Origin of the sequence: Mesorhizobium sp. M0058 (genome assembly GCF_040323095.1) — a bacterium.
Taxonomy (GTDB): Bacteria; Pseudomonadota; Alphaproteobacteria; order Rhizobiales; family Rhizobiaceae; genus Mesorhizobium.
Genome location: NZ_JAMYUQ010000026.1, coordinates 1 through 25,688, shown reverse-complemented (window position 1 = coordinate 25,688; position 25,688 = coordinate 1). Strand labels below are relative to the sequence as shown.

Below are 25,688 nucleotides of genomic sequence, written 5' to 3'. Positions count from 1 at the left end.
CTTTAGAGAGCACCACGATGTCTCCTGATCCTCGCCACAGCGAAAGCCCGCACAACGGGCTCTTCGTCAACGGCCTTTGCAAGAGCTACGGACCGGTCCAGGTCCTGGCCGATGCAAGCTTTGAGGTGCGGCCGGGCGAGGTTGTGGCGCTGCTCGGCGAAAACGGCGCCGGCAAGTCGACGGTGTCCAATATCATCGCCGGCTCGACCCGGCCCGACGCGGGCACCATCATCTGGCGGGGGAAGCCCTATTCCCCCGCCTCGCCTGCCGCGGCAATCGATGCCGGTGTGGGCATGATCCATCAGGAACTGAAGCTGCTGCCGGATCTGTCGGTGGCGGAAAACGTCTATGTCGGGCGCCTGCCGATGCGCGGCGGCCGCATCGACCGCGCCGAGATGAACGCTAAGGCCTCGGCGCAGTTGAAGCGGCTTGGCCTCGACGTCTCGCCCGAGCGCAAGGTGGGCACGCTGCGCATCGCCGCCCAGCAACAGGTCGAGATCGCCAAGGCGTTGACGCTCAATGCCGAATTGCTGATCTTCGACGAACCCACCGCAGCGCTCGGCGGCGAGGAAACGGAGCTTTTGTTCCAGCAGATCCGCAAGCTCAAGGCGGAGGGCATGTCCTTCATCTACATCAGCCATCGTCTCGACGAGATCGCGCAGATTGCCGACCGCGTGGTTGTGATGCGCGACGGACGCATCGTCGCCCGCCACGAGCGCGCCGATATTCCCGTGCGCACAGTGGTGGAGCAGATGGTCGGCCGCTCGGTCGAACGGATGTTCCCGCATCTGTCGTCGCCGCGCGAGGAGACGCTGCTCGAGGTCGACAACCTGTCCTCGCCGGAGAAGAGCTTCAACAACGTTTCCTTCTCGGTCAAAGCAGGCGAGATCCTCGGCATTGCCGGGTTGATCGGCGCCGGCCGCACCGAACTGGTGCGGGCGATCGCCGGCGCCGATCCGATCTCGTCGGGCTCGGTGCGCGTTGCCGGCAAACCGGTGCATCTCAGCGGGCCAGCGGCAGCCATCAAGGCCGGCGTCGTGCTGGTGCCGGAAGACCGCAAGGCGCAAGGCGTGGTGCTCGACCAGACCATCGGCGAGAATCTGGCGTTCGGCAATTTCGACCATGTCGCGCCGAAGGGCTGGGTGTTCCCGAAAGCGGTGCAGAAATTCGCCGAGGCCGGCATCTCCCGTCTCGGCGTCAAAGGCAAGCCGAACCAGGCGGTGTCGAAACTGTCCGGCGGCAACCAGCAGAAGGTGATCATCGCCAAATGGGTGTCGCGGCCGCCAAAAGTGTTCATCCTCGACGAGCCGACGCGCGGTATCGATGTCGGCGCGCGTGCGGCGATCTACGACGTGATCGCCGACCTCGCCCGTTCCGGCATGGCGGTGGTGGTGGTGAGCTCCGACCTCGAGGAGGTGCTGGGTCTGTCGCACCGGGTGCTGGTGCTGAGCCGCGGCCGCCAGCGCGGCATTCTCGGCCGCAGCGAGGCCAGCAATGTCGCGGTGATGGAACTCGCCACGAGCTGAGGACAGGAGTCGGAACAAAGCGCAGCAGGTGGTATCCTCCCAAGGACCGGACCGCGCGGGGCGCCAGCAAAGACTGGCGCCCCTTCATTTCAGGAGGGGGAACAACATGAAACTATTCGATCTCAGCGGCGACGTAGCGCTGGTAACAGGCGCCGGCAGCGGCATTGGCCAGGCCATTGCCATCGGGCTCGCCGAAGCCGGCGCCGACATAGCCTGTTTCGGCCATGCCTCGAAAGGCGGGCTGGATGAGACCGCGCACAGGATCGCCGCGCTTGGCCGCAAGGCGGTGGTGCTGACGGGGACGGTGACGTCGGAGGCCGACCTAGCGACCGCAGTCGAGCGCACGGAAAAGGAGCTCGGCGCGCTGACCATCGCCGTCAACAATGCCGGCATTGCAGGAGCCGAGGCCGCCGAGACGCTGTCGCTGGAGAAGTGGCAGAAAATCTACGACGTGAATGTCAGCGGCGTGTTCCTGTCCTGCCAGGCCGAAGCGCGCGCCATGCTGACGCGGCGCAAGGGCTCGATCATCAACATCGCCTCCATGTCGGGTTCGATCGTCAATCGCGGCCTGACCCAGGCGCATTACAATTCGTCGAAGGCGGCGGTCATCCACATGTCGAAAAGCCTAGCCATGGAATGGGCCGATCGCGGCCTGCGCGTCAATGTGGTGAGCCCAGGCTACACGCTGACGCCGATGAACAAGCGGCCGGAGGTCGCCGAACAGATCAAGATCTTCGAACGCGACACGCCCATGGGGCGCATGGCGACGCCGGAAGAGATGGTCGGCCCGACCGTGTTCCTGGCCAGCCGCGCCGCGAGTTACGTCACCGGCATCGACCTGATCGTCGATGGCGGCTTTGTCTGCTGGTAGGAGAAGAAAAGTGCAGAAGCGTTTTGAAGGCAAGACTGCGGTCATCACCGGCGCGAGCGGCGGCATCGGCGCGGCGATGGCGAAGCGCTTTGCCGAAGAAGGTGCCGCGGTCGTGGTCAGCGCCATCGATACCCGCGTCGAGGACGTCGCCGCCGGCCTGAAAGCGGCAGGCGCCAAGGTCGCGTCGATGCGCATGGACGTTACCAGGAAGGATGAGGTCACCGCGCTTTACGACCTCGCCGAGAAGGAATTCGGCCGTGTCGACATTTCGGTGCAGAATGCCGGCGTCATCACCATCGCCCGGATCGAGGCGATGACCGAGGCCGAGTGGGACAAGGTGATGGCGGTCAACACCAAGGGCGTGTTCCTGTGCTGTCAGGAAGCGATCGCCCGCATCCGCAAGCATGGCGATGGCGGCCGGCTGATCAACACGGCGTCGGGCCAGGCGCGGCAGGGTTTCATCTACACGCCGCATTATGCGGCGTCGAAGTTCGGCGTCGTCGGCATTACCCAGAGCCTGGCCAAGGAAGTGGCCAAGGAAAAGATCACCGTCAACGCCATCTGCCCCGGCATCATCGACACCGACATGTGGGCCTATAATGACGCAGCGTGGGGCAAGCTGATGGGTGACTACAAACCCGGCGAGCTGATGGCCGAATGGGTGAAGAACATCCCGATGGGCCGCGCCGGCAGCGGCGAGGACGTGTCCGGCCTGGTCAGCTTTCTCGCCAGCGACGACGCCACCTACATCACCGGCCAAACCATCAATGTCGATGGCGGCCTGATCATGTCGTGAACGTCAGCTCTGGCGGTTGGCAATCGACCAGTCTGAAATTCCGCAGTGCACAGGGTATCAGCCGTTGCGCCGCATGAACGTTGGTATATATAATTTCATCTCATGAAACGGCCTTGGCGGGGATGGGGCTCGCGGGCCGAGACCATGGGACCTTGATGGCTCGCACGTCTGAGAGCGCCGCTGGAGCGGCGATCGATCTGTTGACGATTGCTCACGCAGCAATCCATCCGATGCCATGACGCGGGCCCGCCCGGCATCACATAAACACCAAGTCGAGCAACCATTTCGCCTGCGCAAGTTGCGGCCGCGGCACTGGCTTGGTGCGAACGAGCTTGCGTAACGACCCGCCTTTCCAACACAATCAAGAAAAGACGCAAGAAGGGAACGATCAAGAAATTTCCACATGGTTTGACAGGAGAACAAGCATGTCATTTCGCAGTGTGATTTCGAACCTATCAATGGGAGCCTTGGCGCTTGCCACCGCAAGTGCGCTTACATCACCGGTCCACGCAGCAGCACCCGAATCCAACGACCCGATCAAGATCGCGCTGTTCGACTGGACCAGCGTCAACCTCAACGCCAAGATCCTTGGCGGTATCCTCGAAAAGCTCGGCTATACCGTCGAATATCCGACAGCCGACTACCTCTCCAGCCTGACCACCGGTCTCACCAATGGCGACCTCGATGTCGGCCTGGAGTTCTGGGACACGACGGCCGGCGAGGCGATGAAGGCTTCAGACGCCACCGGCCAGACCGAGCGGCTCGGCAAGCTCGGGCCGAAGGCCAAGGAGGAATGGTGGTTTCCCGAATATATGAAGGAGAAATGCCCCGGCCTGCCCAATTGGGAGGCGCTGAAGGACCCGAAATGCGCCGAGGCGTTCTCGACGGCGGAGACGGCGCCGAAGGGCCGCTATCTCGGCGGCCCGGTAACCTGGGAAGGCTTTGACGACGAGCGCGTCGAGGCGCTGAAACTGCCCTTCACCGTCATCCATGCCGGCACCGACGCGGCGATGTTCGCCGAGTTGGACTCGGCCTATCAGCGCAAGGCGCCGATCATGCTGTGGATCTATTCGCCGCATTGGGCGCCGGCCAAGTACAAGGGCGAGTGGGTCGAATTCCCGGAGTATACGCCCGAGTGCTACACCGATCCGAAATGGGGCACCAACCCGGATGCCAAATATGATTGCGGCAAGCCGCATGGCGAAATCTGGAAATACTCCTGGTCCGGCATGAAGGACAAATGGCCGATCGCCTACAAGGTGGCCAAGGCCTACACGATCGACACCGATGAGCTCAACAAGATGAGCGGCGAGATCGACCTCGGCGGCAAGATGCCCGAAGATGTCGCCGCCGCCTGGATCGCCGCCCACGAAGCCGACTGGAAAGCCTGGGCGCAGTGATCGCCTGACTGGAAGCCAGACCCGGCCCTAGCGGCCGGGTCTTATCTCCATTTTCCAGAAGGACCATTGGATGACGGAAGCGACTGAACCGCAGGCAGTTGGCACGCCAAAGGATGCGCGGCCGATAAAGCTTGCTTGCCGCAATGTCTGGAAACTGTTCGGATCGAACGCGGCCAGCTTCATCCGCGAGCGTGACGGCAAGGCCAGCATGGCCGATGTCGCTGCCGCAGGACTGGTGGGTGCGGTGCGCGCCGTCGATCTCGAAATACGCCAGGGCGAGATCTTCATCATCATGGGGCTATCCGGCTCCGGCAAGTCGACGCTGGTGCGCTGCATGTCGCGGCTGGTCGAGCCGACCCACGGCAAGGTCGAATTCGAAGGCAACGACCTGCTCAAGATTTCCGATGCGGCGCTGATCGAACTGCGGCGTCATCGCATGGGTATGGTGTTCCAGAATTTTGCGCTGCTGCCGCATCTTAACGTGCTCGACAACATTGCCTTTCCCCTGAGCATCCAGGGCCAGGACCGACCGACGCGCGAAACGAGAGCGCGGGAGGTGATCGATCTCGTGGGCTTACGCGGCCGCGAGCATTTCTATCCGCGCGAACTCTCCGGCGGCCAGCAGCAGCGCGTCGGCATTGCCCGCAGCCTCGCGACCAAGCCGGAGATCTGGTTCCTCGACGAGCCGTTCTCGGCGCTCGACCCGCTGATCCGCCGCGAGATGCAGGACGAACTGATGCGGCTGCAGACCATGCTGCACAAGACCATCGTCTTCATCACCCATGATTTCGACGAGGCGATAAGGCTTGCCGACCGCATCGCCATCATGAAGGATGGCGAGGTCATCCAGACCGGCACGCCGGAACAGCTGGTTGTCAACCCGGCGACCGACTATGTCGCCGAATTCACCCGCGATGTCGACCGCGCCAAGGTGATTTCGGCGCGCAGCCTGATGCGTGCCTGCGATGGCGCCGAACATGGCGGTACGGTTTCGCCCGACGCCAGGATCGCCAGCTTCTCGGCCAGCATCGTCGCTTCGGGAAAACCGTTCGCGGTGGTCAACGGCAGCGGCAAGCCGATCGGCGAGGTGACGCCGCAAGCCGTGATCGGACTGCTGGCCGGCATCGACAAGCAAAGAGCTGGCGCATGACGGTCACGGCAAGCGCCAGCCAATCGAGGCCGCCGGTTCAGCGCTGGCTGCTGGTCTGGGCGCTGGCGCTGGCCGCCGTGCTGGTGGTATTCCTGCTGCAGGAGAGGCTGCCATGGGCGGTCGACTATCCGGCCGAGGCGGTTATCCCGGTCGCCGACTGGGTCAGTGCGCTGATGCGCTGGATCAAGTCGAACTTGTCCTGGCTGACCCGCTCGATCACCGCGGTGCTCGGCGTTCCCCTCGATTTCGCGCTCGACCTGCTGGCCAAGAATTTCAAGATTGGTCACGGTGCCGATGCCTATGTCCTGCCGCGCCTGTCCTGGATCGGCGTCTGCGCCGCCGCCTTCATCGCCGGGCATGCCGTGGGCGGTAGAAAACTCGGCATGCTGGTCGGCGGCTGCTTCCTCTACACCGCGCTGTTCGGCCAATGGACCAGCGCCATGCTGACACTGGCACTGATTTCCATCGCGGTGCCGTTCTGCATCGTCACCGGCCTGTTCGCCGGCATCTGGGCGTGGCGCAAGCCATGGGCCGAGCGGCTGATCATCTCACCTGCCCTCGATTTGATGCAGACCATCCCGACCTTCGCCTATCTCATCCCGATGCTGCTCCTGTTCGGCAACAGCCCGGTCTCGGCGATGATCGCCACCGCCATCTTCGCCACGCCGCCCATGGTGCGGGCGACGATGCTCGGCCTGTCGCGGGTGCCGTCAGAGATCGACGATTTCTCAGAGATGGCCGGCTGCACGGCGCGGCAGAAATTGTGGCGCGTGCTGCTGCCGTCGGCGCGGCCGACACTGATGATCGGCGTCAACCAGGTGATCATGCTGGCGCTGAACATGGTGATCATCGCCTCGATGATCGGCGCCGGCGGCCTCGGCTACGACGTGCTGCTGGCGCTGCGTGCGCTGAAGGTCGGCGAAGCGATGGAAGCCGGGCTCGCCATTGTGGCGCTCGCAATCGCGCTCGACCGGCTGAGCCAGGCGATCGCGCATAAGCAGGCAAAAGGCCACGTTCAACGGCAGGTGAACCAGAGCGTTTGGCGGCGCTATCCCAATCTGTCGCTGGCCATCGCCATCCTGGTCGTGACGACGCTGCTCGGCCTGTTCGTACCGGCCTTCGCGGCGGTGCCGAAGGCGATCACCTTCACCACCGCGCCATTGTGGAAGGCGGCGGTGAGCTGGGTGACGATCAACTTCTTCGACGTGATCGAAGCGTTTCGCGTGGCGCTCATCCTCAATGTACTGAACCCGCTGCGCGCCTTCTGCGAAGGCTTTCCGTGGCTCGGCGCGGTGGCCCTGCTCGGCCTCGCCGGCTACCAGCTCGGTGGCCTGCGTCTCGCCGCCCTCGTCGCGGCGCTGACCGCATTCTGCGCCGTCACCGGCCTGTGGGAAAAGACCATGGCGACGGTTTATCTCTGCGGCATCTCGGCCTTCATCGCTTGCCTGATCGGCATCCCGATTGGCCTGATGGCCGCGCGCAGCGACCGCTTCGAAAAGATCGTCACGCCCATCATCGACACGCTGCAGGTGCTGCCGTCCTTCTGCTTCATCATTCCCGTGGTGATGCTGTTCCGGGTCGGCGACGTCACCGCCATGATCGCAACGGTGGCCTTCGCCGTGGTGCCGGCGATCCGTTACACCAATCACGGCATCCGGCAGGTGCCGCCGGCGCTGATCGAGGCGGCGAAGGTTTCCGGCTGCACGCCGCGCCAGACCTTCTTTCGGGTACAATTGCCACTGGCGCTTCCCGAAATCATGCTCGGCGTCAACCAGACGATCCTGATGGCGCTGGCGATGATCATCATCTGCGCCATGGTCGGCACACGCGACCTCGGCCAGGAAGTCTTCATCGCGCTGTCCAAGGCCGATTCCGGACGCGGCATTGTCGCGGGTCTCGCCATCGCTTTCATCGGCATCGTCGCAGACCGGCTGTTCAATGCCTGGACGGCGAAGGCGCGGGCAAGACTAGGATAATTGTTGAATGTCCAATCCCGGCGAACCGCCTTTTGCCGTACTCGTCTTCGACATGGCCAAGACCGGCGAGCCGGACGGGGAGCACGTAGTTTCGGGGTTTGAGACGCTGGAGGCGGCGACGTCCTACGCCATTGCGCGGGTTCGCGCCTCGGTGGAGGAGTTGCGCGAGCCCGGCATCGCCACTGCAGAGCTTCGCCAGCTCTGGCACCTCTATGGCGAAGACTGTTCGGTGCTGAACGCCGGAGTGGGCGGCAGCGATCTACTCGACGATTTCATTGCGACGCCGTCGATGCCGGCCGAATGCAACTGGCAAGTTCTCGCGCCAAGGCTGCGCCGCTTCCGCGCCTCGCTGCTGATCTCCAACGGCAACAACGAATCCGTCTGGGCGGGCGGCTTCTTTCGCTCGACCTACAGGCTGACGCGAGACGGCCTGCTCGAGCGCTTTGGCGACGACGCCATTGCCGCCTTCAAGGCCAAGGGGATCGAGCCGGCGGAGCCGACGAAGCTCATGGTCGCCAATTACTTCGAGCTGCCCGACCCGCCCTACCCGCCGCCAGGCGTGACGCTGCGATCCTGGAAGGTCGAGGTCGGTTTTGTCTGCCACGACGTGAAGTTCGGTGGCGACGCCGCCGGAATCTTCGCCTGGCCGCAAGAGCCGACCGACTGGGCGCTCAGAACCATGCAGTTCCTGCTGATGGCCGACATGATGGCCATGCGCGGCGATGGCCCCGACTGGGCCAATGACTGCGAGATACTAACCGCCAAAGTGACCGAGACGGAGGCGCCTCCCGACTATCCGCTGGATTGAAGTGATGATCATCACCTGCCCCGTGGCCGGCACACGCGATCTCGGCCAGGAAGTGTTCATCGCACGGTCCAGGGTCGCGGCATTTTCGGGGGCTGGTAATAGCATGCCATCGACATCATCGCGGTCGGTCTTCGACCCCTGAGCCGCGAAAGCTCAAGCACGGCTCGGATAGAACGGTTTCGCCTCTTCTGGAGTTCGCCTCTTCTGGAAATGGCAGGCCGCGCTCCAGCTCTTGACTTTGACGCATTTTCGCGCGGAAAGCTGCTTCATCCTCGACCAGCCTGAGCTTGCTGCCGAATGCCCGATCAGCGCGAACCGCCTTTTACTGTCGTCGTCTTCGACATGGCCATGACCGGCGAGCATGTGGTTTCGGGGTTTGAGACGTTGGATGCGGCTACGTCCTACGCGATTGCTCGGGTTCGCGCCTCGGTGGAAGAGCTGCGCAAGCCCGGCATCGCAGCAGCCGAGCTCCGGCGGCACTGGCATATCCATGGTGAGGATTGCACGGTGCTGAACGCCAATGTGCGCGGCAGCGATCTGCTTGACGATTTCATCGCGACGCCGGGGACACCGGCCGAATGCGACTGGCGGGCGCTGGCGCCACGACTGCGCCGTTTCTACGCCGCTGTGAACGTCTTCAACAACGATGGCAAATCTATCCGGGTCAGCGGCTTTTTCCGCGCGACCTACCGGTTATGGCACGCTGGCCTGCTCGCACGATTTGGCGACGACGCCATCGCCTCCTTCAAAGCCAAAGGCATCACGCCGGCAGTGCCGACGAGAGTCTCGGTCGACCATCACTTCGAGCAGCCCGATCCGCCGCGCCCGCCGCTCAGCGATATCAGGCCGTTGCTGTCGTGGAAGGTCGAGATCGATTTCGGATGCACCGATGTGAGGTTCGGCGCCAAAACCGACGGCGTCTTCGCCTGGCCCGAGGAGCCGACCGGCCGGGCACTCAACGACATGACACATCTGCTGATGGCTGACAGGCTGTCTATGTACGGCACCGGCCCGGAGGGTGCCTATTATAGCGAATTGGTGTGGGTCAAGGTGACGGAGACCGATGCGGCTCCCGACTACCCTCTGAATTGAAACTGGGCCGGTGCCGGCGCATTGTTTTGCATCACGCCGACCTATTCCGCCGCCACGCCCTTCACCTGGAGATAGCTTTCCATCGAGTCGTCCAGCGCCTGCAGCCAGGGCGTATGGTGCAATGGCGCCATGGTGCCGGTCATCAGCGAGCGGTAGGCGTGGTCGCGAAAGCTCATAATGTCTTCCGCCTTGTGGTGCTCCCATTCCATGAAGGTCTGGTTGACCGCCTCGACGTCGAAGCCGGGATAGTCGGTCTGGTCCATCAGTTCCTTGGTGTAGTCGCCCTGGAACCAGATCATCTGCTCGGCGTCTTCCAGCGTCTCTTCGCGTGCCCGCCACTTGGCGCCGTGCTCGGCCATCGCCTGTCCCGACGGCAGCTTGATGCGGCCCATGATGACGTCACGGGCGAACCAGGCCTGGGCGTCGAACATGTTGAAAGTGTAGAACTGGTCCTGCATGCCGATATAGGACAGTTTCGGGTTCTTCTCCCACACGACGCCCTCATAGAGCCCGTCCGGCCACATGCGGTTGGCGGTCTTCAGCTTCAGCTCTTCCGTGAGGAACGGGAAGGAATGCAGATAGCCGGTGCACAGGATGATGGCGTCGACATCTTTTGTGGTGCCGTCCTTGAAGTGCGCCGTCTTGCCGACGACCTTCTGCAGCAGCGGCACTTCCTTCCAGTTCTCCGGCCATTTGAACCCCATCGGCTTGGAGCGGTAGCTGGAGGTGATCGATCTGGCGCCGTATTTGTAGCATTGCGAGCCGATGTCCTCGGCAGAATAGGAGCGGCCGATGATCAGTATGTCCTTGCCCTTGAACTCCATGGCGTCGCGAAAATCATGGCTGTGCAGGATACGGCCGTTGAAGGTCGAAAAGCCTTCGAAATAGGGAACGTTGGGAACCGAGAAATGCCCGGAAGCGACGACGACATTGTCGAACTCTTCGGAGTAGGTGACGTCGTTGGTGCGGTCATGCGCGGTGACAGTGAATTTCCTGCTCTCGTCCGAGAAGGTGACCATGCGCACCGGGCTGTTGAAGCGCACCCATTTGCGCAGGCCTGATTTCTCGACGCGACCCTTGATGTAATCCCACAAAACGGCGCGCGGCGGGTAGGATCCGATCGGGCGGCCGAAATGCTCCTCGAACGTATAGTCGGCGAATTCCAGGCATTCCTTCGGTCCGTTCGACCAGAGGTAGCGGTACATCGAGCCGTGGACGGGGTCGCCATGCTCGTCGAGGCCGGTGCGCCAGGTGTAGTTCCACAGGCCGCCCCAGTCCGACTGCTTTTCGAAGCAGACGATTTCGGGGATCTCGGCGCCCTTGTCGGCAGCCGACTTGAAGGCCCTGAGCTGGGCCAGACCGGATGGCCCCGCTCCAATGACGGCAACGCGCGTTTTCATGGCAGGCCTCCCGGTGTCATTCGATTTTTGGAATTGCTCTTACGAAACAAATTTCACTCACAGGACAGTAATTGCCTCTTGGATGCTGTCAACAGGCCTTGTGGAGAAACCGCGTTTCGCCCCAGCGGATTTCCGGAAAAACGGATGACGGCGTAAATCCTGTTCGGACACCATTCGACTTAAGGGGCTTGCTGCGCGGTTGCGTTTCTGTATCGGCACCGAATATGTTCACCTGGAGTGAAATAATCATGGGGATTCGGAGGCGAGATGGCGAAGACAAGTTCCGATTCCAAGACTGCTTCGACAAGGGCAAAGCCACCGGCAAAGGCCTCCGTGGACGGAAAAACCATCCGCGCGCCGCTGACGCAGAATCCGCACGCCATTCGCGACACGCGCGAAAAAGTGCTGGAGGTGGCGATCGGGCGCGAGGTGCGCGCCTTCCGCAAGAAGCTCGGCATCACCGTCGCCGATCTCGCCGTCGCCACCGATATTTCGCTGGGCATGCTGTCGAAGATCGAGAACGGCATCACCTCGCCGTCGCTGACCACACTGCAGGCGCTGTCGAGGGCGCTCGGCGTTCCCGTCACCGCCTTCTTCCGCCGATTCGAGGAAGAGCGCAGCGCCGTCTTCGTCAAGGCCGGCGAAGGGCTAGATGTCGAACGCCGCGGCACCCGCGCCGGCCATCAATACAATCTGCTCGGCCATATCGGCTCCAACACCAGCGGCGTCGTCGTCGAGCCCTATCTGATTACGCTGACCGAGGATTCGGATGTGTTCCCGACCTTCCAGCATGAGGGCATGGAATTCCTCTATATGCTGGAGGGCGAGGTGGTGTACCGGCACGGCAGCAACCTCTATCCGATGAAGCCGGGCGACAGCCTGTTCTTCGACGCCGACGCGCCGCACGGGCCGGAGCAACTGACGAAACTTCCGATGCGGTATCTGTCGATTATTTGCTATCCGCAGAGCGCGGGGTAGTCGGACCGCCGCAGCCCGCTCACCCGGATTGCCCCGAGGGGAGAGGAGTCTGGCGTCAGCGCTGGCGATCTCTTCTCCGCTCGGGGAGAAGGTGGCCGCGCAGCGGCCGGATGAGGGGGCCTTTAGTCCGGCCCGAACCCCGGTGACGTCGCACTGCCATCATCCAGCTTCGACAGCCATTCCACCAATGTCGGCCGATACCGCGTCAGGCCCTTGTAGGTGGCCAGCTCTTCCGGCAAATCCCGGATCACCCGGTGCAGTCGCCTTGCCCATTTCGGCTGTGTCACCAGTTCGTCCATCTTGATCAGATAGCAGCGGATCGGGAAGACGATGCCGTTCGAGCGCGGCAGGCGCCAGAAGCTTTGCAGTTCGACGCGCAGATGCACCTTGTCGCCGACATTTTCGGGCGTCACCGTCGCGCGGTCCGGGCCCCATTTGTGGTAATTCTCCGGACTGGTGTCGAGGCGCGGGTTGATGGTCATCGTCCAGTTGAGACGCCGCGCCGGCTTGCCCTGCTGGATGTTGGTGAGGAACTTCAGCGCCCTGACGAAAATCCCCTTCTCATGCGCCAGCGGCACCGGCGCGTGCCATTCGAAGAAATTCATGCCGATGTCGAAATCGAGCGACCAGTCGGCCTGAGTGGTGACCATGCCGGCGTCCATCCAAAGATTGCCGTCGCGCTGATCGAGAATGCAGAAATCACCCTGGCTCTGGCGGGTGATGTACTCCATCGGCCCGTAAGGCAGTGTCGAGGTGTCGCCGAAGGTGAAGGTGTCGTCGATGCCGAGCGGCCGGTTGATCCAGCGCCAGCGGTCGCCGTCGCGGGTCAGGGTGAAATGCTCGGGATAGCCAAGTGCCTGTTGCTCCATCAAAAGTTCGAGCAGGTCCCAGCCGGCCAGCGTCATATGCGGCAGCGACTGGCAGCGCAGCGGATCGTCGGCCAGCACCAGTGCACGGTCCTGCATCTCGGCGACATAGTGCTCGTCGACGTCGATCAGGTTTTCCAGAACGCTGCCCTTGGGGCCAACCACATGCGGCTCGATGTTGACCGCATACATGTAGGCGTCTTCGTGGAACGGGAACGGAAACCGCCTGATGTGTTCCGGGCTGTTCCTGAAGGTGAAATCGTCGCGAAACGTTTCCTTGCGAAAGGTGATGCCCAAGCTGGCCTCCTATCTTTCCAGGACCAGCGACTTGCCTTCGAAGCGCGACACGCACGGCATGATCTTGCAGCCGGAACGATGGTCTTCCTCGCTGAGCCAGTGGTCGTTGTGGATGAACTTGCCGTCATACGAGACGACGTTGGTCTCGCACTGGCCGCAGACACCGCCGCGGCAGAGATAGGGCGGATCGACGCCGGCGGCCTCGATCGCTTCGAGCAGGCTCTGCTGCTCGCCGACGCGGATGGTCTTGCCGCTAACGGCAAGTGTGACGTCGAACGGCAGGCCGGGCTGGGGTGCCGCGAAATGCTCGTAGTGCACGGTCTCCGCCGGCCAGCCGAGAGCCGCAGCGCGCTCGCGCACCCAGTTGATCATGCCGGCCGGGCCGCAGACATAGAGATGGGTGCCGAGCGGCTGCGAGGACAAGAGACGGTCGAGTTCGATGCGCTCGTCGCGGTCGTCGTGATAGAGCCGGACGCGACGGCCATAGCGCTCCTGCAGCACATCGGCATAGGTGCCGAGCGAGGCGGTGCGGCAGGTGTAGTGCAGCTCGAAATTGCCGCCGGACCCGGCGAGCTGCGCGGTCTGCGCCATGAACGGCGTGATCCCGATGCCGCCGGCAAGCATCAGATGCTTCTTTGCCCTGAGGTCGAGCGAGAACAGATTGACGGGGTAGCTGACCACCATCTCCAGGCCAGGCTTGACGCTCCGGTGCATGAACAACGAGCCGCCGCGGCCGACATCGTCGCGGCGCACCGAGATGGTGTATTCGCGGGTGTCGAGCGGCGATCCCATCAGCGAATAGGGATTGAGCCTTGTGCGGTCGCCATCGCGCATCTCGACCACGACATGGGCGCCGCCGGAAAAGGTCGGCAAAAGCTCACCGTCACGGCGGCGGAAATGGAAGCGCGTCACCAGTTCGTTGACCGGGACGACGTCGCTGACGACGACATCGAGCTTGGTGGTGCCGGTGCTCATGGGAAGACCTCCTCTATGGGAGGGATCTCCGAGCGATCCTCGGCATTTATGCAGACGCCCTGGAATGCTGCCAGCCGTCGCGAATAATGATCGCGCACCAGAAGCAGCAGGCCGCAATGCGCGCAGGTGGCCGGCTGCGTCGTCACATTTTCGGTGATGCCTTTGCAATGCACGCACTGCATGCGCCGCGCCAATGAGCCGCGATGCTCGGTCTGCATGGAGGTATGATCGATGCCGGCTTCGAGCGCCACCTGCATGGCCTGGCCGATCAGCCCTTCGGTGCCGGCGAGATAGAGGCGCAGGCCCATATGCGCGTTGGCAAGCGTCTGCTTCAGCCGGGGCAGCAGGCTGGCGAAGGTTGGCGCGACATGAAATTGCGCGGACTTCAGTGCCTCAAGAGCGGCAACGTGCTTGCCGTCGGCCCCGGGAATGAAGACGATTTCGGCGCCGTCGAAGAAGCCGGGGGGCGCCGTCCTTGCCATATCGACGATCGCCAGCGCGCCTTCCGCATCCGCCACGAAAAGATGATGCTTGCCGGGCTGCGGGGACAGGGTTCCGTAAATGGGCCGGCTGATGATCGTTTTGGCTGCCATTCTCTACTTCGTACCTCGAAACCCCTCGCTGTCGATTGTGCCTCAGCCTTTCGCCGTGCGCTTGGTCTTTTTGGGATCGTCGAAGGGCAGAGGCTGCGCCGTCGCCCTGATCGAACCGCTCTTGTTGCGGATCTCGAGCTTGGTGTCCTTGACCGCGCAGTCGACGTCGAGGCGGGCGATGCCCATCGATTTCTCGACCAGCGGCGAATACATGGCGCAGGTGACCACGCCCACCTTTTTGCCGTCGCGATAGACCGGCGCGCCCTCATCCGCGGGTTGCTTGCCGTCGAGCAGCACGCCGTAGATCTTGAAGCGCTCCTTGCCCTTGAGGCGGTAATGCTCTTCGGCGCCGCGAAAGCCGGTCTTGCCGGGGCTGACGGTGAAGTCGAGGCCGAGCTCCCACAGCGTGTCGCCGGGGCCTTCGTTCTCGAACGGATATTTCTGCGAGTTGTCATAGGGATAAAACAGCAAATAACTTTCGACGCGCAGCATATCGAGCGTGGTGAAGCGGCACGGAATGATGCCGGCGCTCTTGCCCTCGTCGAGGATCCTGTCCCAGATCGTGCCGGCGTCCTGGCCGCGGCAGAATATCTCGTAGCCGCGCTCGCCGGTATAGCCGGTGCGCGAGATCATGACGGGAAAGCCGAACAGCTGCGTCTGCATATGATGGAAATAGTTGAGGTCGCGAATGCCCGGCACATGCTTTGAGAGATAGTCGACCGCGGTCGGTCCCTGCAGCGACAGGTCGTGCAGATTGTCGTCGAAGCGCAGCGATACGTCGCGGCCGACGGAAGCGCGCTGCAATTCCTCATGGCCGGTGCCGGAGCCGTGCACCACCATCCAGGCGTTCGGCCCGGTGCGGTAGAGGATGCAGTCGTCGGTGAATTTTCCGGCCTCGTTCAGCATGCAGGCATAGGCCGACTTGCCGGGATAGATCTTCTCCACGTCGCGCGTCGTTGCCAGGTCTATGAGGTGTGAGGCGTGCGGCCCGGTGATGTGAACCTTCTTCAGGCCCGACACATCCATCAGCCCGGCCCTGGTGCGGATGGCGGTGTATTCCTCGTCGGCGTCCTTGTCGTAGGTCCAGGCGGTGCCCATGCCGCTCCAGTCTTCGAGCTTCGAGCCTAACGCGCGATGGCGATCCGCCAGGGTCGAAAATCTCCAGGATGCCGTCATCCGCAAATCCTCCGTTCGAAAATTCTATTGTGTTCCCGGCTCCCTGCGCGGAGCGGGAGCATTTGGTCGAATATTGATCGCAAACGTCCTGATGCCGCAATACCCGCAAGCAAATAATTTCATTGTCAGGCAAAATTCGCGGCTGGGGACAAACGGTTAACCCAACGTAAAATCGGCTTGACAATTGCTGGATTCGGCCCGAAGTTATGAAAAAAATTTCACTCTGTTGAAAGAGGGCAGCAGGCGGCCAATTCGGGGTCGGGCGCTGGAAAAAGGGGAAAACCGATGTCAGACCTGCAGCAGCGCATCGAAGCGCTGTACCGTTCCGACCTGCGCGGATCCGCGCTCCTGATCATCTGCCTTTGGGCGACGATCCTCTTCGTGCTCGTCATGACATGGCCCTACATCCCGGACACCGGGATCAAGATCGTCGTCGCGATCGCGGCGGCCGCCGTGCTGATCTTCAACACGGCCGCCATCCTGGCGATGGTCAATCACTACAAGGAAGACAAGGACTTCATCTACGGTCTCGACATCAAGAACGCCGACGCGGCCCGCAGCCGCAAGTCCTGAAAACAGAACGTCCTGAGGGGTAGAAGTCATGTCGCGCTACACGCCGCCGGAACAAGGCAAGGCCGGGCAGATTTTCGATATCGTGGTCGTCGTGGTCGCCATTTTCGTGGCGCTGTGGCTGCCATTGAAACTCGGCCTGGCGGGTGCGGCGAAATCCATCGACGCGCTCGATGCCAAAACCTGGGAAGCGTTGGGACAGAACCCGACCATGGCCTCGATCTGGGAAAAGCTCGGCTATACGCCGGAGACCGCGCACGACATCATCCAGAACCGCTTCCACTACATCATCGACTGGCCGACGCTGATCATCATGGCGGCGGTGCTGATCGGCTATTTCGTCTTCCTGTTCCGCGCCTCCGACCGCGAATATCGCGACGTCATCAACGAAAAGTTCGACGACAAGTAACGCCAGAGATTTTGGGGAAGCACGCTCATGTGGGTCGCACTCTCTTACGCATCGTGGGGCATCTCGGTCGTGCTTGCGCTGTGGATGCTCTACGACTGGTTCAAGATCGACACGACCTATTCCGAGGAGGTGCTGACTTCCTCGCGCGAAGGCGAGCTTGAAGCCGCTTCCGAAAAACACCGGATCTGAGTGGGGATTGAACAATGACGATCACGCTTGAACCGGCAATACACGGCGACAGGGTTTCACTGCTACGCGTGCTCGGCCCGGCCCATGTCTGGGCGCTTGGCGTCGGCATCGTGCTGGTCGGCGAATTCACCGGCTGGAATTTCTCGGCCGACAAGGGCGGCGCACTGGCGGCGCTGATCGTCTGCTGGGTGGTCGGGCTCTTGTACACTTCGGTCGCCATGATCGACTCCGAGGTGACATCGACGGTTGCCGCCGCCGGCGGCCAATACGCGCAGGCCAAGCACATTGTCGGGCCGCTGATGGCCTTCAACGTCGCGCTGTTCCTGGTCTTTGCCTACACCATGCTGGAGGTTTCGGACGCCATCCTGCTCGGCGACACCATCGTCGCCAAGGCCGGCGTCGAAGGGCTCACCCACAACTCCTTCATTGCCGCCACCATCGTCGTGCTGGCATGGCTGAACTATCGCGGCGTGCTGATGACGCTCAACGTCAACTTCGTCATCACGGCGATAGCCTATGTCTCGATCGTTATCCTGTTCTTCTCGGTCAGCCCCTGGACGCAGGGTGCTGTGCTGAAGCTCAACGAACTGGTCACCCCCGGCAATGCGCTGCCCTATGGCTGGATCGGCGTCATCGCGGCCTTCCAGTTCGGCATCTGGTACTATCTCGGCATCGAAGGCACCACGCAGGCCGCCGAGGAAGTGCGCTCGCCGGCGCGTTCGCTGCCTTACGGCACCATGGCCGGCATGATCACGCTTTTGATCGCCGCCGCCATGACCTGGTATGTCTGCGCCTCGCTGATGCCCTGGGAGTACCTCGGTATCACCTATTATCCCTTGTGGGACGCCGGCAAGCTGACCGGCAGCCCGCTGCTGGAAAACCTGTTGTTCGTCGCCACGCTGCTCGCGGCACTGGCGTCGGCCAATGGCTGTATCAACGATGCGGCCCGCGCGTGGTTCTCGCTTGGACGCGACCGCTATCTGCCGACATGGTTCTCGGCCGTGCACCCGAAATACCGCACGCCCTATCGCTCGATCCTGTTCCTGTTGCCGATCGCGCTCGCCTTCGCCTTCATCGCCGACCTCAACCAGGCGATCACCTTCTCAATCCTGTCGGGCGTGCTGCAATACACCTTCATGAGCATAAACATCATGATGTTCCGCAAAAAGTGGCCGCTGGGCACGATCCGCCGCGGCTATACGCACCCGTTCCACCCGATCCCGGCGATCGTGCTGTTTTGCCTCTGCGTGGTGACCTTCTTTGCGATCTTCCTCGGCTACGGCACGCAGCTGATCGCCATGGTCGCCTTCTACTTCCTGATCTCGCTGTGGTTCCACTTCTACCGTTACCGCTATGTGCGCCGCGGCGACCAGTTCACCATGCCGTGGCCGAAGCCGCAGGGCTATTGACAGGAGAGGGCCTGCCGGTCTGGGCGGGCATGGCGTGACGAGGTGTCTGACGTGACGACAGCATTGCTGGCCGGGGCGGTCGCCGTGGCTCTCGTCCTGCACCTCGCCTGGCATACGCGCGCCAGCCGCAAAAAGGCCAAGGCTGATCTTGCAGCCGAGGCAGCCAGCATCCGGACCGTCATCACAGATGCCGTTGATGTCTCCGATGGCACAGCCGGCGTTGTCACCTGGGCCGGCACATGGAACGGACAGCGCGTGCAGCTGCGCACCATCGTCGACACGCTGGCAACGCGAAAGCTGCCGGCGCGATGGTTGAGTGTCACGATCACAGAGCCGGTTGCGGTGCCGGCGACCTTCGACATGATGATGCGGCCGGGCTCGCCGACGACCTTCTCCAATTTCGATCATCTTCAGCATACGCTGCCGAAGGCTCCGGGATTTCCGGCTGAAGCCGTGCTGCGAACCGACCTCAGGGCGGCGCGCTTTCCGCAGAACCTGATCGCCAGCCATCTCGACATCTTTGCCGAAGGCCGCGCCAAGGAACTCTTGATCACCCCGAACGGCGTGCGCATCGTCTGGCTGCTGGCCGAGGCCGAGCGGGCGCGCTACGGCGTGTTCCGGCAGGCCGCATTCGGCGGCGCAAGGCTGGATCCAACGCTGGTCGAGAGACTGCTGACCTCGGCCTCAGTGCTGCGCGATGCCATCAACCGACAGGAAAGGCAGGTCGCATGAGCGCACCCGCACCGACAAACCCGTATCTGGTGCTCGGCGCTGCCATCGTCTTACCGGCCAGCGGCCACGTCATTCTGGGCGTGCCCGTGCGCGGCCTGCAGTTCCTGTTCTTCATGGTGATCCTCGCCTGGGTGACGGCCAAGATCGCGCCGGCCGATGCCAGCTTCGTCGGCCGCCACGCCGGCGGCTTCCTGATCTATGCGCTGTCGATCCTCGATGCCTACAGAATAGCCCGCATCCGCACCGCCACATGGATTCACAGCGCCCGCGACGGCGGCGATAGTTCACAAGGCCGCATCGAGCCGGATACGTAACTACAGGAATATTTTTTTCATACGATTGAATTCGCACGACGCATTCGATACATCATCGTCTAGTGGTAACGTCGGGAGGCTGACATGTGTGGAATCGTCGGACTTTTTCTGAAAGACAAGTCGCTTGAGCCGCAGCTCGGCTCGATGCTGTCGCAGATGCTGATATCGCTCAGCGATCGCGGCCCCGACAGCGCCGGCATCGCCATCTATGGCGCGCCTTCCAGGAATGAAGCCAAGATCACCATCCAGTCCGCGAAGCCCGAGCGCGATTTCCGCGGCCTCGACGCCGAACTCGCGAAGGCCATCGGCGCGCCGGTGAGCATAGCGGTGAAGTCCACCCATGCAGTGTTGAGAACCGCGCCCGACAAGGTCGATGCCGCGCGCGAAGCGCTGCAGTCAATCCGCCCCGACGTGCGCATCATGGGCGCCGGCGAAGCGGTGGAAATCTACAAGGAAGTCGGTCTGCCGGAAGCGGTCGTCGACCGCTTCGACGTCCGCTCGATGACCGGCACGCATGGCATCGGCCATACCCGCATGGCGACGGAATCGGCCGTCACCACTATGGGCGCGCATCCGTTCTCGACCGGCGCCGACCAGTGCCTGGTGCACAATGGCTCGCTGTCCAACCACAACAATGTGCGGCGTGAGCTGGTGCGGGAGGGCATGAAATTCGAGACCGAGAACGACACCGAGGTCGCCGCCGCCTATCTCTCCTCGCAGATGGCGCATGGCAAGAACCTCGGCGAGGCGCTGGAAGGCACGCTGTCCGACCTCGACGGCTTCTTCACCTTCGTCGTCGGCACCAAGAACGGTTTCGGCGTGGTGCGCGATCCGATCGCCTGCAAGCCCGCCGTCATGGCCGAGACCGACCAGTATGTCGCCTTCGGCTCGGAATATCGGGCGCTGACCAAGCTGCCCGGCATAGACAATGCGAGGGTCTGGGAGCCGGAACCCGCAACCGTCTATTTCTGGGAGCATTGAGCCCATGCCGGCAACCAAACTTTCGAAGGCGGCGCAAGACCAGGCGTCCCGGGTCTTCGATCTTGATGTGTCGTCGCTGCGCGAGCTCAACCAGGCGCTTCACAATCTGACGCCCGGCTCCAACGAAACGGCGTGGGAAGTGCTGCACCCGAAGGGCAGCCATTCGGTTGCGGTCGGCGTCGACCAGCCTGTCAGCATCGATGTGCGCGGCAGCGTCGGCTACTACTGCGCCGGGATGAATGACGGCGCTGCCATCACCGTGCACGGCTCGGCCGGACCTGGCGTCGGCGAAAACATGATGTCGGGCTCGATCGTCATCAAGGGCGACGCCAGCCAGTATGCCGGCGCCACCGGCAAGGGCGGGCTGCTCGTCATCGAGGGCAACGCCTCGTCGCGCTGCGGCATCTCGATGAAGGGCATCGACATCGTCGTGCACGGCAATATCGGCCACATGTCGGCCTTCATGGCGCAGTCCGGCAATCTGGTGGTGCTGGGCGATGCCGGCGACGCACTTGGCGATTCCATCTACGAAGCGCGGCTGTTCGTGCGCGGCAAGGTCGAAAGCCTGGGCGCCGACTGCATCGCCAAGGAGATGCGGCCCGAGCATATCGAACTGCTGCAGGGACTGCTCGACCGCGCCGGCGTCACCGGCGTCAAGCCGTCGGAATTCAAGCGCTACGGCTCGGCGCGCACGCTCTACAATTTCAATATCGACAACGCCGACGCGTATTGAGGCAGCATGACCTACAAGAACCCGCCGACGACGCCGCGCAAATCCGCGACCTTCGACGACTACACGCTTTCCGAAATCCGCCGCGCCGCGGCGACCGGCATCTATGACATCAGGGGCGCCGGGGCCAAGCGCAAGCTGCCGCATTTCGACGACCTTTTGTTCCTCGGCGCCTCGATCTCGCGCTATCCGCTGGAAGGCTATCGCGAGCGGTGCGACACGTCGGTCGTGCTGGGCTCGCGCTATGCCAAGAAGCCGATCGAGCTGAAAATCCCGATCACCGTTGCCGGCATGAGCTTCGGGTCGCTGTCCGGCCCGGCCAAGGAAGCGCTCGGCCGTGGCGCTACGCTCTCAGGCACGTCGACCACCACGGGCGACGGCGGCATGACCGAGGAAGAGCGCGGCCATTCCAAGCAACTGGTCTACCAGTACCTGCCGTCACGCTACGGCATGAACCCCAGGGATTTGCGCCGTGCCGACGCCATCGAAGTCGTTGTCGGCCAGGGCGCCAAGCCCGGCGGCGGCGGCATGCTGTTGGGACAAAAGATTTCCGACCGCGTCGCCGAAATGCGCACGCTGCCGAAGGGCATCGACCAGCGCTCGGCCTCACGCCATCCCGACTGGACCGGGCCGGACGATCTCGAGATCAAGATCCTCGAGCTGCGCGAGATCACCGACTGGGAAAAGCCGATCTACGTCAAGGTCGGCGGCGCCCGCCCCTATTACGACACAGCACTTGCGGTGAAGGCCGGCGCCGATGTCGTCGTCGTCGACGGCATGCAGGGCGGCACGGCGGCCACCCAGGAAGTATTCATCGAAAATGTCGGCCAGCCGACGCTTGCCTGCATCAGGCCGGCGGTGCAGGCGCTGCAGGATCTCGGCATGCACCGCAAGGTGCAGCTGATCGTGTCGGGCGGCATCCGCAATGGCGCCGACGTCGCCAAGGCGCTGGCGCTCGGCGTCGACGCGGTGTCGATCGGCACGGCAGCGCTCGTCGCGCTCGGCGACAACGACCCGCGCTGGGAGGCCGAATACAATGCGCTCGGCACCACCGCCGGCGCCTATGACGACTGGCACGAGGGTCGCGACCCCGCGGGCATCACCACGCAGGACCCCGAACTGATGAAGCGGGTCGATCCGATCGCCGCCGGACGGCGGCTGGCGAACTACCTCAAGGTGATAACGCTGGAGGCGCAGACCATTGCGCGTGCCTGCGGCAAGAACAGCCTGCACAATCTCGAGCCCGAGGATCTCGTAGCCCTCACCATCGAAGCCGCCGCCATGGCTGGCGTGCCGCTGGCCGGCACCAACTGGATACCGGGGAAAAACGGCTTCTAAAAAACACATCAAAATAAGCGAGGAACTATAATGGGGAACGATCTCGCCGCATTCGCCAAAGAGAACGGCGTCAAATATTTCATGATTTCCTACACCGACCTGTTCGGCGGCCAGCGCGCCAAGCTGGTGCCGGCGCAGGCGATCGCCGACATGCAGAAGGACGGCGCCGGCTTCGCCGGTTTCGCCACCTGGCTCGACCTCACGCCGGCGCATCCTGATATGCTGGCGGTGCCGGATCCGGATTCGGTGATCCAGCTGCCGTGGAAGCCCGATGTCGCCTGGGTCGCCGCCAACTGCATCATGGACGACAAGGAAGTCGAGCAGGCGCCGCGCAACACGCTGCGCCGGCTGATCGCGGAAGCCGCCACTGACGGCATGCATGTCAAGACTGGCGTCGAGGCTGAGTTCTTCCTGATCTCGCCGGACGGCAGCGTCATCTCCGACAAGTACGACACGGCCTCGAAGCCCTGCTACGACCAGCAAGCGGTGATGCGCCGCTACGATGTCATCGCCGAGATCTGCGACCACATGCTGGCGCTGGGCTGGAGCCCCTACCAGAACGACCATGAGGACGCCAACGGCCAGTTCGAGATGAACTGGGCCTTCGACGATGTGCTCGCCACCGCCGACAAGCACTCCTTCTTCAAGTTCATGGTCAAGTCGGTGGCCGAGAAACACGGCCTGCGCGCGACCTTCATGCCGAAGCCCTTCCAGGGCCTGACCGGCAATGGCTGCCACGCCCATATTTCGGTGTGGGACAAGGCCGGCAAGGTCAACGTCTTTGCCGATAATGCGATGGAGCTCGGCCTGTCGGCCAAGGGCAAGAATTTCCTCGGCGGCATCATGAAACATGCCTCGGCGCTGGCCGCCATCACCAACCCGACGGTGAACTCCTACAAACGCATCAACGCGCCGCGCACCATTTCGGGCGCCACCTGGGCGCCGAACACGGTGACCTGGACCGGAAACAACCGCACTCACATGGTGCGCGTGCCCGGCCCCGGCCGCTTCGAGCTGCGGTTGCCGGACGGCGCCGCAAACCCTTATTTGCTGCAGGCCGTCATCATTGCCGCCGGTCTCGACGGCATCCGCTCCAAGGCCGATCCCGGCAAGCGCTACGACATCGACATGTACCAGAACGGTCACACGGTGAAGGGCGCGCCGAAGCTGCCGCTCAATCTGCTCGACGCGCTTCGCGAATACGACAAGGACAAATCGCTCAAGGCGGCGCTGGGTGAGGAATTCTCGTCGGCTTATCTAAAGCTGAAGCACCAGGAATGGAATTCCTATGCTTCGCACTTCACGCAATGGGAGCGCGACCACACGCTGGACATATAATCGTCCCAGCTGTGCGAGCGACCTCGGAATGACCTGATGAAATATTCGATCTTCTCGCTCGCCCGTGCTGCCCTTTCCGGCCACAAGAATTGGCAGCGCACCTGGCGCGATGCGGCGCCCAAGGACCACTACGATGTGGTGATCATCGGCGGCGGCGGCCATGGGCTCGCCACCGCCTGGTTCCTCGCCAGCGAGTTCGGCATCAGAAACGTCGCCGTGCTGGAAAAGGGCTGGATCGGCTCCGGCAATGCCGGTCGCAACACCACCATCATCCGTTCCAATTACGGCCTGCCCGGCAATACCGGCTTCTACGAGCTTTCGATGAAGCTTTGGGAGCGGATGGAGCAGGACCTCAACTATAACGCCATGGTCAGCCAGCGCGGCGTGCTCAACCTCTATCATTCCGACGCGCAGCGCGACGCTTATGCGCGGCGCGGAAACACCATGCGCATCAATGGCATCGATGCCGAACTGCTCGACCAGGCGGCGCTGAAGAAGATGCTGCCGTTCCTGAATTTCGACCATGCGCGCTTTCCCGTGCAGGGCGGCCTCCTGCAGCGCCGCGGCGGCACCGCGCGGCATGACGCGGTGGTCTGGGGCTATGCCCATGCGGCGAGCGAACTCGGCGTCGACATCATCCAGAACTGCGAGGTCACCGGCTTTGTCCGGGACGGCAACGGCAAGGTGACTGGCGTCGAGACGTCGCGCGGCAAGATCGGCGCCGGCAAGGTCGGCATGGCGGTCGCCGGGTCATCGTCGCGTGTCGCCGCGATGGCGGGCATGCGCCTGCCGATCGAAAGCCATGTGCTGCAAGCTTTCGTCTCGGAGGCGATCAAGCCGCTCATTCCTGGCGTCATGACCTTCGGCGCCGGGCATTTCTATGTCAGCCAGTCCGACAAGGGCGGGCTGGTCTTCGGCGGCGACATCGACGGCTATAATTCCTACGCCCAGCGCGGCAATCTGCCTGTGATGGAAGATGTCTGCGAAGGCGGCATGGCGCTGATCCCGATGATCGGCCGCGTGCGGCTGCTGCGCCAGTGGGGCGGCATCATGGACATGTCGATGGATGGCTCGCCGATCATCGACAAGACGCCGGTCGACGGGCTCTACCTCAACGCCGGCTGGTGCTATGGCGGCTTCAAGGCGACGCCGGGGTCGGGCTTGGTCTTTGCCCATCTGCTGGCGCGTGACGAAACGCACAAGGAGGCGGCTCGTTTCCGCCTCGACCGCTTCCGGACTGGCGCCATGATCGACGAAAAGGGCCAGGGCGCCCAACCGAACCTGCACTGAGGCTGGCGAGATGCGTATTGTCTGTCCCTTCTGCGGCGAACGCGAACTCGGCGAGTTCAGCTATCTCGGCGACGCCAAGCCGGCGCGGCCGGCGGCGGGTGCCGGCGAGGATGCTGTCTACGACTACGTCTATCTGCGCGACAATGTCGCCGGCGTGATGGCTGAGAACTGGTATCACGGCGGTGGCTGCCGGGCCTGGCTGAAGGTCACCCGCAACACGCTGACGCACGAGATCTCGGCGGTGGAACCGGCGGCGGGGGCTGGTGCGAGCCAGGTGGAGACATGAGCTATTCTGTCGAGACCACAGCCGTCGCGAAAAGCGCCAGCCCCCTACCTCCCCCTTGTGGGGAGGTCGGACCGCAGGTCCGGGTGGGGGTCGGTGCCGCGGCGGCCGCCCCCCCGCCGCGCGGCGCCCCCGCCCCCACCCGGCGGGGGGGGGCGGGGGGGCGGCCAGGGCCCGGGGGCACGGCGAGGGGAGAGCGGG

26 protein-coding genes are annotated in these 25,688 nt (G+C 63.1%); 21 read left to right on the top strand and 5 right to left on the bottom strand.

The features are described 5' to 3' along the window. Window positions 1-17 precede the first annotated feature (17 nt). From NKJ75_RS30160 to NKJ75_RS30125, 8 genes are all read left to right on the top strand, one after another. Complete coding sequence (locus tag NKJ75_RS30160) at window positions 18-1,526, top strand: sugar ABC transporter ATP-binding protein (protein ID WP_352500552.1); 1,509 nt, start codon at window positions 18-20, stop codon at window positions 1,524-1,526. 106 nt (window positions 1,527-1,632) lie between these two features. After that, complete coding sequence (locus tag NKJ75_RS30155) at window positions 1,633-2,397, top strand: SDR family oxidoreductase (protein ID WP_023684416.1); 765 nt, start codon at window positions 1,633-1,635, stop codon at window positions 2,395-2,397. Continuing rightward, window positions 2,375-3,193 (top strand): SDR family oxidoreductase, encoded by an 819-nt coding sequence (locus tag NKJ75_RS30150; protein ID WP_352444438.1) that lies wholly within the window; start codon window positions 2,375-2,377, stop codon window positions 3,191-3,193. The genes NKJ75_RS30155 and NKJ75_RS30150 overlap by 23 nt, the downstream gene beginning before the upstream one ends. Window positions 3,194-3,618: 425 nt before the next feature. Beyond that, the gene (locus NKJ75_RS30145; RefSeq protein WP_352500551.1) at window positions 3,619-4,593 is read left to right on the top strand and encodes an ABC transporter substrate-binding protein; all 975 of its coding nucleotides are present in this window, start codon (window positions 3,619-3,621) and stop codon (window positions 4,591-4,593) included. Window positions 4,594-4,663: 70 nt separating this feature from the next. Beyond that, entirely contained in the window at window positions 4,664-5,743 is a 1,080-nt protein-coding gene (locus NKJ75_RS30140) for a quaternary amine ABC transporter ATP-binding protein (protein WP_352500550.1), read from the top strand. Continuing rightward, entirely contained in the window at window positions 5,740-7,719 is a 1,980-nt protein-coding gene (locus tag NKJ75_RS30135; RefSeq protein ID WP_352500549.1) for an ABC transporter permease, read from the top strand. The genes NKJ75_RS30140 and NKJ75_RS30135 overlap by 4 nt, the downstream gene beginning before the upstream one ends. 7 nt (window positions 7,720-7,726) lie before the next feature. After that, entirely contained in the window at window positions 7,727-8,527 is an 801-nt protein-coding gene (locus NKJ75_RS30130; RefSeq protein ID WP_352500548.1) for a hypothetical protein, read from the top strand. 297 nt (window positions 8,528-8,824) lie between these two features. Then, window positions 8,825-9,619 carry a hypothetical protein gene (locus tag NKJ75_RS30125; protein ID WP_023825992.1) on the top strand — a complete coding sequence of 265 codons (795 nt, stop codon included), beginning with the start codon at window positions 8,825-8,827 and terminating at the stop codon, window positions 9,617-9,619. Between the two features lie 41 nt (window positions 9,620-9,660). On the opposite strand, the gene NKJ75_RS30120 is transcribed toward NKJ75_RS30125, so the two are convergent. Beyond that, the gene (locus tag NKJ75_RS30120) at window positions 9,661-11,019 is read right to left on the bottom strand and encodes a trimethylamine monooxygenase (RefSeq protein WP_023709929.1); all 1,359 of its coding nucleotides are present in this window, start codon (window positions 11,017-11,019) and stop codon (window positions 9,661-9,663) included. Between the two features lie 267 nt (window positions 11,020-11,286). On the opposite strand from NKJ75_RS30120, the gene NKJ75_RS30115 reads away from it, so the two are divergent. Further along, on the top strand, window positions 11,287-11,997 hold the full coding sequence (locus NKJ75_RS30115) for a helix-turn-helix domain-containing protein (RefSeq protein WP_023687066.1): 711 nt from the start codon (window positions 11,287-11,289) through the stop codon (window positions 11,995-11,997). Window positions 11,998-12,119: 122 nt separating this feature from the next. On the opposite strand, the gene NKJ75_RS30110 is transcribed toward NKJ75_RS30115, so the two are convergent. Genes NKJ75_RS30110 through NKJ75_RS30095 form a run of 4 tightly spaced genes read right to left on the bottom strand, consistent with a single transcriptional unit; the run spans window position 12,120 to window position 15,904 of the window. After that, entirely contained in the window at window positions 12,120-13,160 is a 1,041-nt protein-coding gene (locus tag NKJ75_RS30110) for a heme-dependent oxidative N-demethylase family protein (protein WP_023687065.1), read from the bottom strand. A 9-nt stretch (window positions 13,161-13,169) separates the two neighbouring features. After that, a complete protein-coding gene (locus tag NKJ75_RS30105; RefSeq protein WP_023687064.1) occupies window positions 13,170-14,135 on the bottom strand; it encodes a PDR/VanB family oxidoreductase in 966 nt (321 codons plus the stop codon). Beyond that, window positions 14,132-14,728, bottom strand: a complete 597-nt coding sequence (locus NKJ75_RS30100) for a dimethylamine monooxygenase subunit DmmA family protein (RefSeq protein ID WP_023668542.1) — start codon at window positions 14,726-14,728, stop codon at window positions 14,132-14,134. The genes NKJ75_RS30105 and NKJ75_RS30100 overlap by 4 nt, the downstream gene beginning before the upstream one ends. Before the next feature lie 42 nt (window positions 14,729-14,770). Continuing rightward, window positions 14,771-15,904, bottom strand: coding sequence for an aminomethyl transferase family protein (locus tag NKJ75_RS30095; RefSeq protein WP_023668543.1), 1,134 nt, complete (start codon window positions 15,902-15,904; stop codon window positions 14,771-14,773). Between the two features lie 285 nt (window positions 15,905-16,189). Here NKJ75_RS30095 and NKJ75_RS30090 point away from each other — a divergent pair, with 285 nt between their 5' ends. The 12 genes from NKJ75_RS30090 (at window position 16,190) to NKJ75_RS30035 (ending at window position 25,490) form a co-directional block, all read left to right on the top strand. Beyond that, entirely contained in the window at window positions 16,190-16,477 is a 288-nt protein-coding gene (locus NKJ75_RS30090) for a hypothetical protein (RefSeq protein ID WP_023684429.1), read from the top strand. A gap of 28 nt (window positions 16,478-16,505) precedes the next feature. After that, complete coding sequence (locus NKJ75_RS30085; protein WP_023668545.1) at window positions 16,506-16,883, top strand: hypothetical protein; 378 nt, start codon at window positions 16,506-16,508, stop codon at window positions 16,881-16,883. A 27-nt stretch (window positions 16,884-16,910) separates the two neighbouring features. Continuing rightward, a complete protein-coding gene (locus tag NKJ75_RS30080) occupies window positions 16,911-17,072 on the top strand; it encodes a hypothetical protein (protein ID WP_023668546.1) in 162 nt (53 codons plus the stop codon). Between the two features lie 14 nt (window positions 17,073-17,086). Continuing rightward, window positions 17,087-18,481, top strand: a complete 1,395-nt coding sequence (locus NKJ75_RS30075; RefSeq protein WP_023668547.1) for an APC family permease — start codon at window positions 17,087-17,089, stop codon at window positions 18,479-18,481. Between the two features lie 42 nt (window positions 18,482-18,523). Then, complete coding sequence (locus NKJ75_RS30070; protein ID WP_023704841.1) at window positions 18,524-19,213, top strand: hypothetical protein; 690 nt, start codon at window positions 18,524-18,526, stop codon at window positions 19,211-19,213. Next, complete coding sequence (locus NKJ75_RS30065) at window positions 19,210-19,527, top strand: hypothetical protein (protein WP_023668549.1); 318 nt, start codon at window positions 19,210-19,212, stop codon at window positions 19,525-19,527. Before NKJ75_RS30070 ends, NKJ75_RS30065 begins: the two co-directional genes overlap by 4 nt. An 84-nt stretch (window positions 19,528-19,611) precedes the next feature. After that, on the top strand, window positions 19,612-20,508 hold the full coding sequence (locus tag NKJ75_RS30060; RefSeq protein ID WP_023668550.1) for a class II glutamine amidotransferase: 897 nt from the start codon (window positions 19,612-19,614) through the stop codon (window positions 20,506-20,508). A gap of 4 nt (window positions 20,509-20,512) precedes the next feature. Beyond that, entirely contained in the window at window positions 20,513-21,241 is a 729-nt protein-coding gene (locus NKJ75_RS30055; protein WP_023668551.1) for a GltB/FmdC/FwdC-like GXGXG domain-containing protein, read from the top strand. 6 nt (window positions 21,242-21,247) lie between these two features. Beyond that, window positions 21,248-22,576 carry an FMN-binding glutamate synthase family protein gene (locus tag NKJ75_RS30050; protein WP_023687061.1) on the top strand — a complete coding sequence of 443 codons (1,329 nt, stop codon included), beginning with the start codon at window positions 21,248-21,250 and terminating at the stop codon, window positions 22,574-22,576. A 30-nt stretch (window positions 22,577-22,606) separates the two neighbouring features. Further along, window positions 22,607-23,914, top strand: coding sequence for a type III glutamate--ammonia ligase (gene glnT, locus NKJ75_RS30045; RefSeq protein WP_023668553.1), 1,308 nt, complete (start codon window positions 22,607-22,609; stop codon window positions 23,912-23,914). Between the two features lie 36 nt (window positions 23,915-23,950). Next, entirely contained in the window at window positions 23,951-25,204 is a 1,254-nt protein-coding gene (locus tag NKJ75_RS30040) for a sarcosine oxidase subunit beta family protein (protein ID WP_352500547.1), read from the top strand. 10 nt (window positions 25,205-25,214) lie between these two features. Continuing rightward, entirely contained in the window at window positions 25,215-25,490 is a 276-nt protein-coding gene (locus NKJ75_RS30035; RefSeq protein ID WP_352500546.1) for a sarcosine oxidase subunit delta, read from the top strand. Window positions 25,491-25,688: the final 198 nt, after the last annotated feature.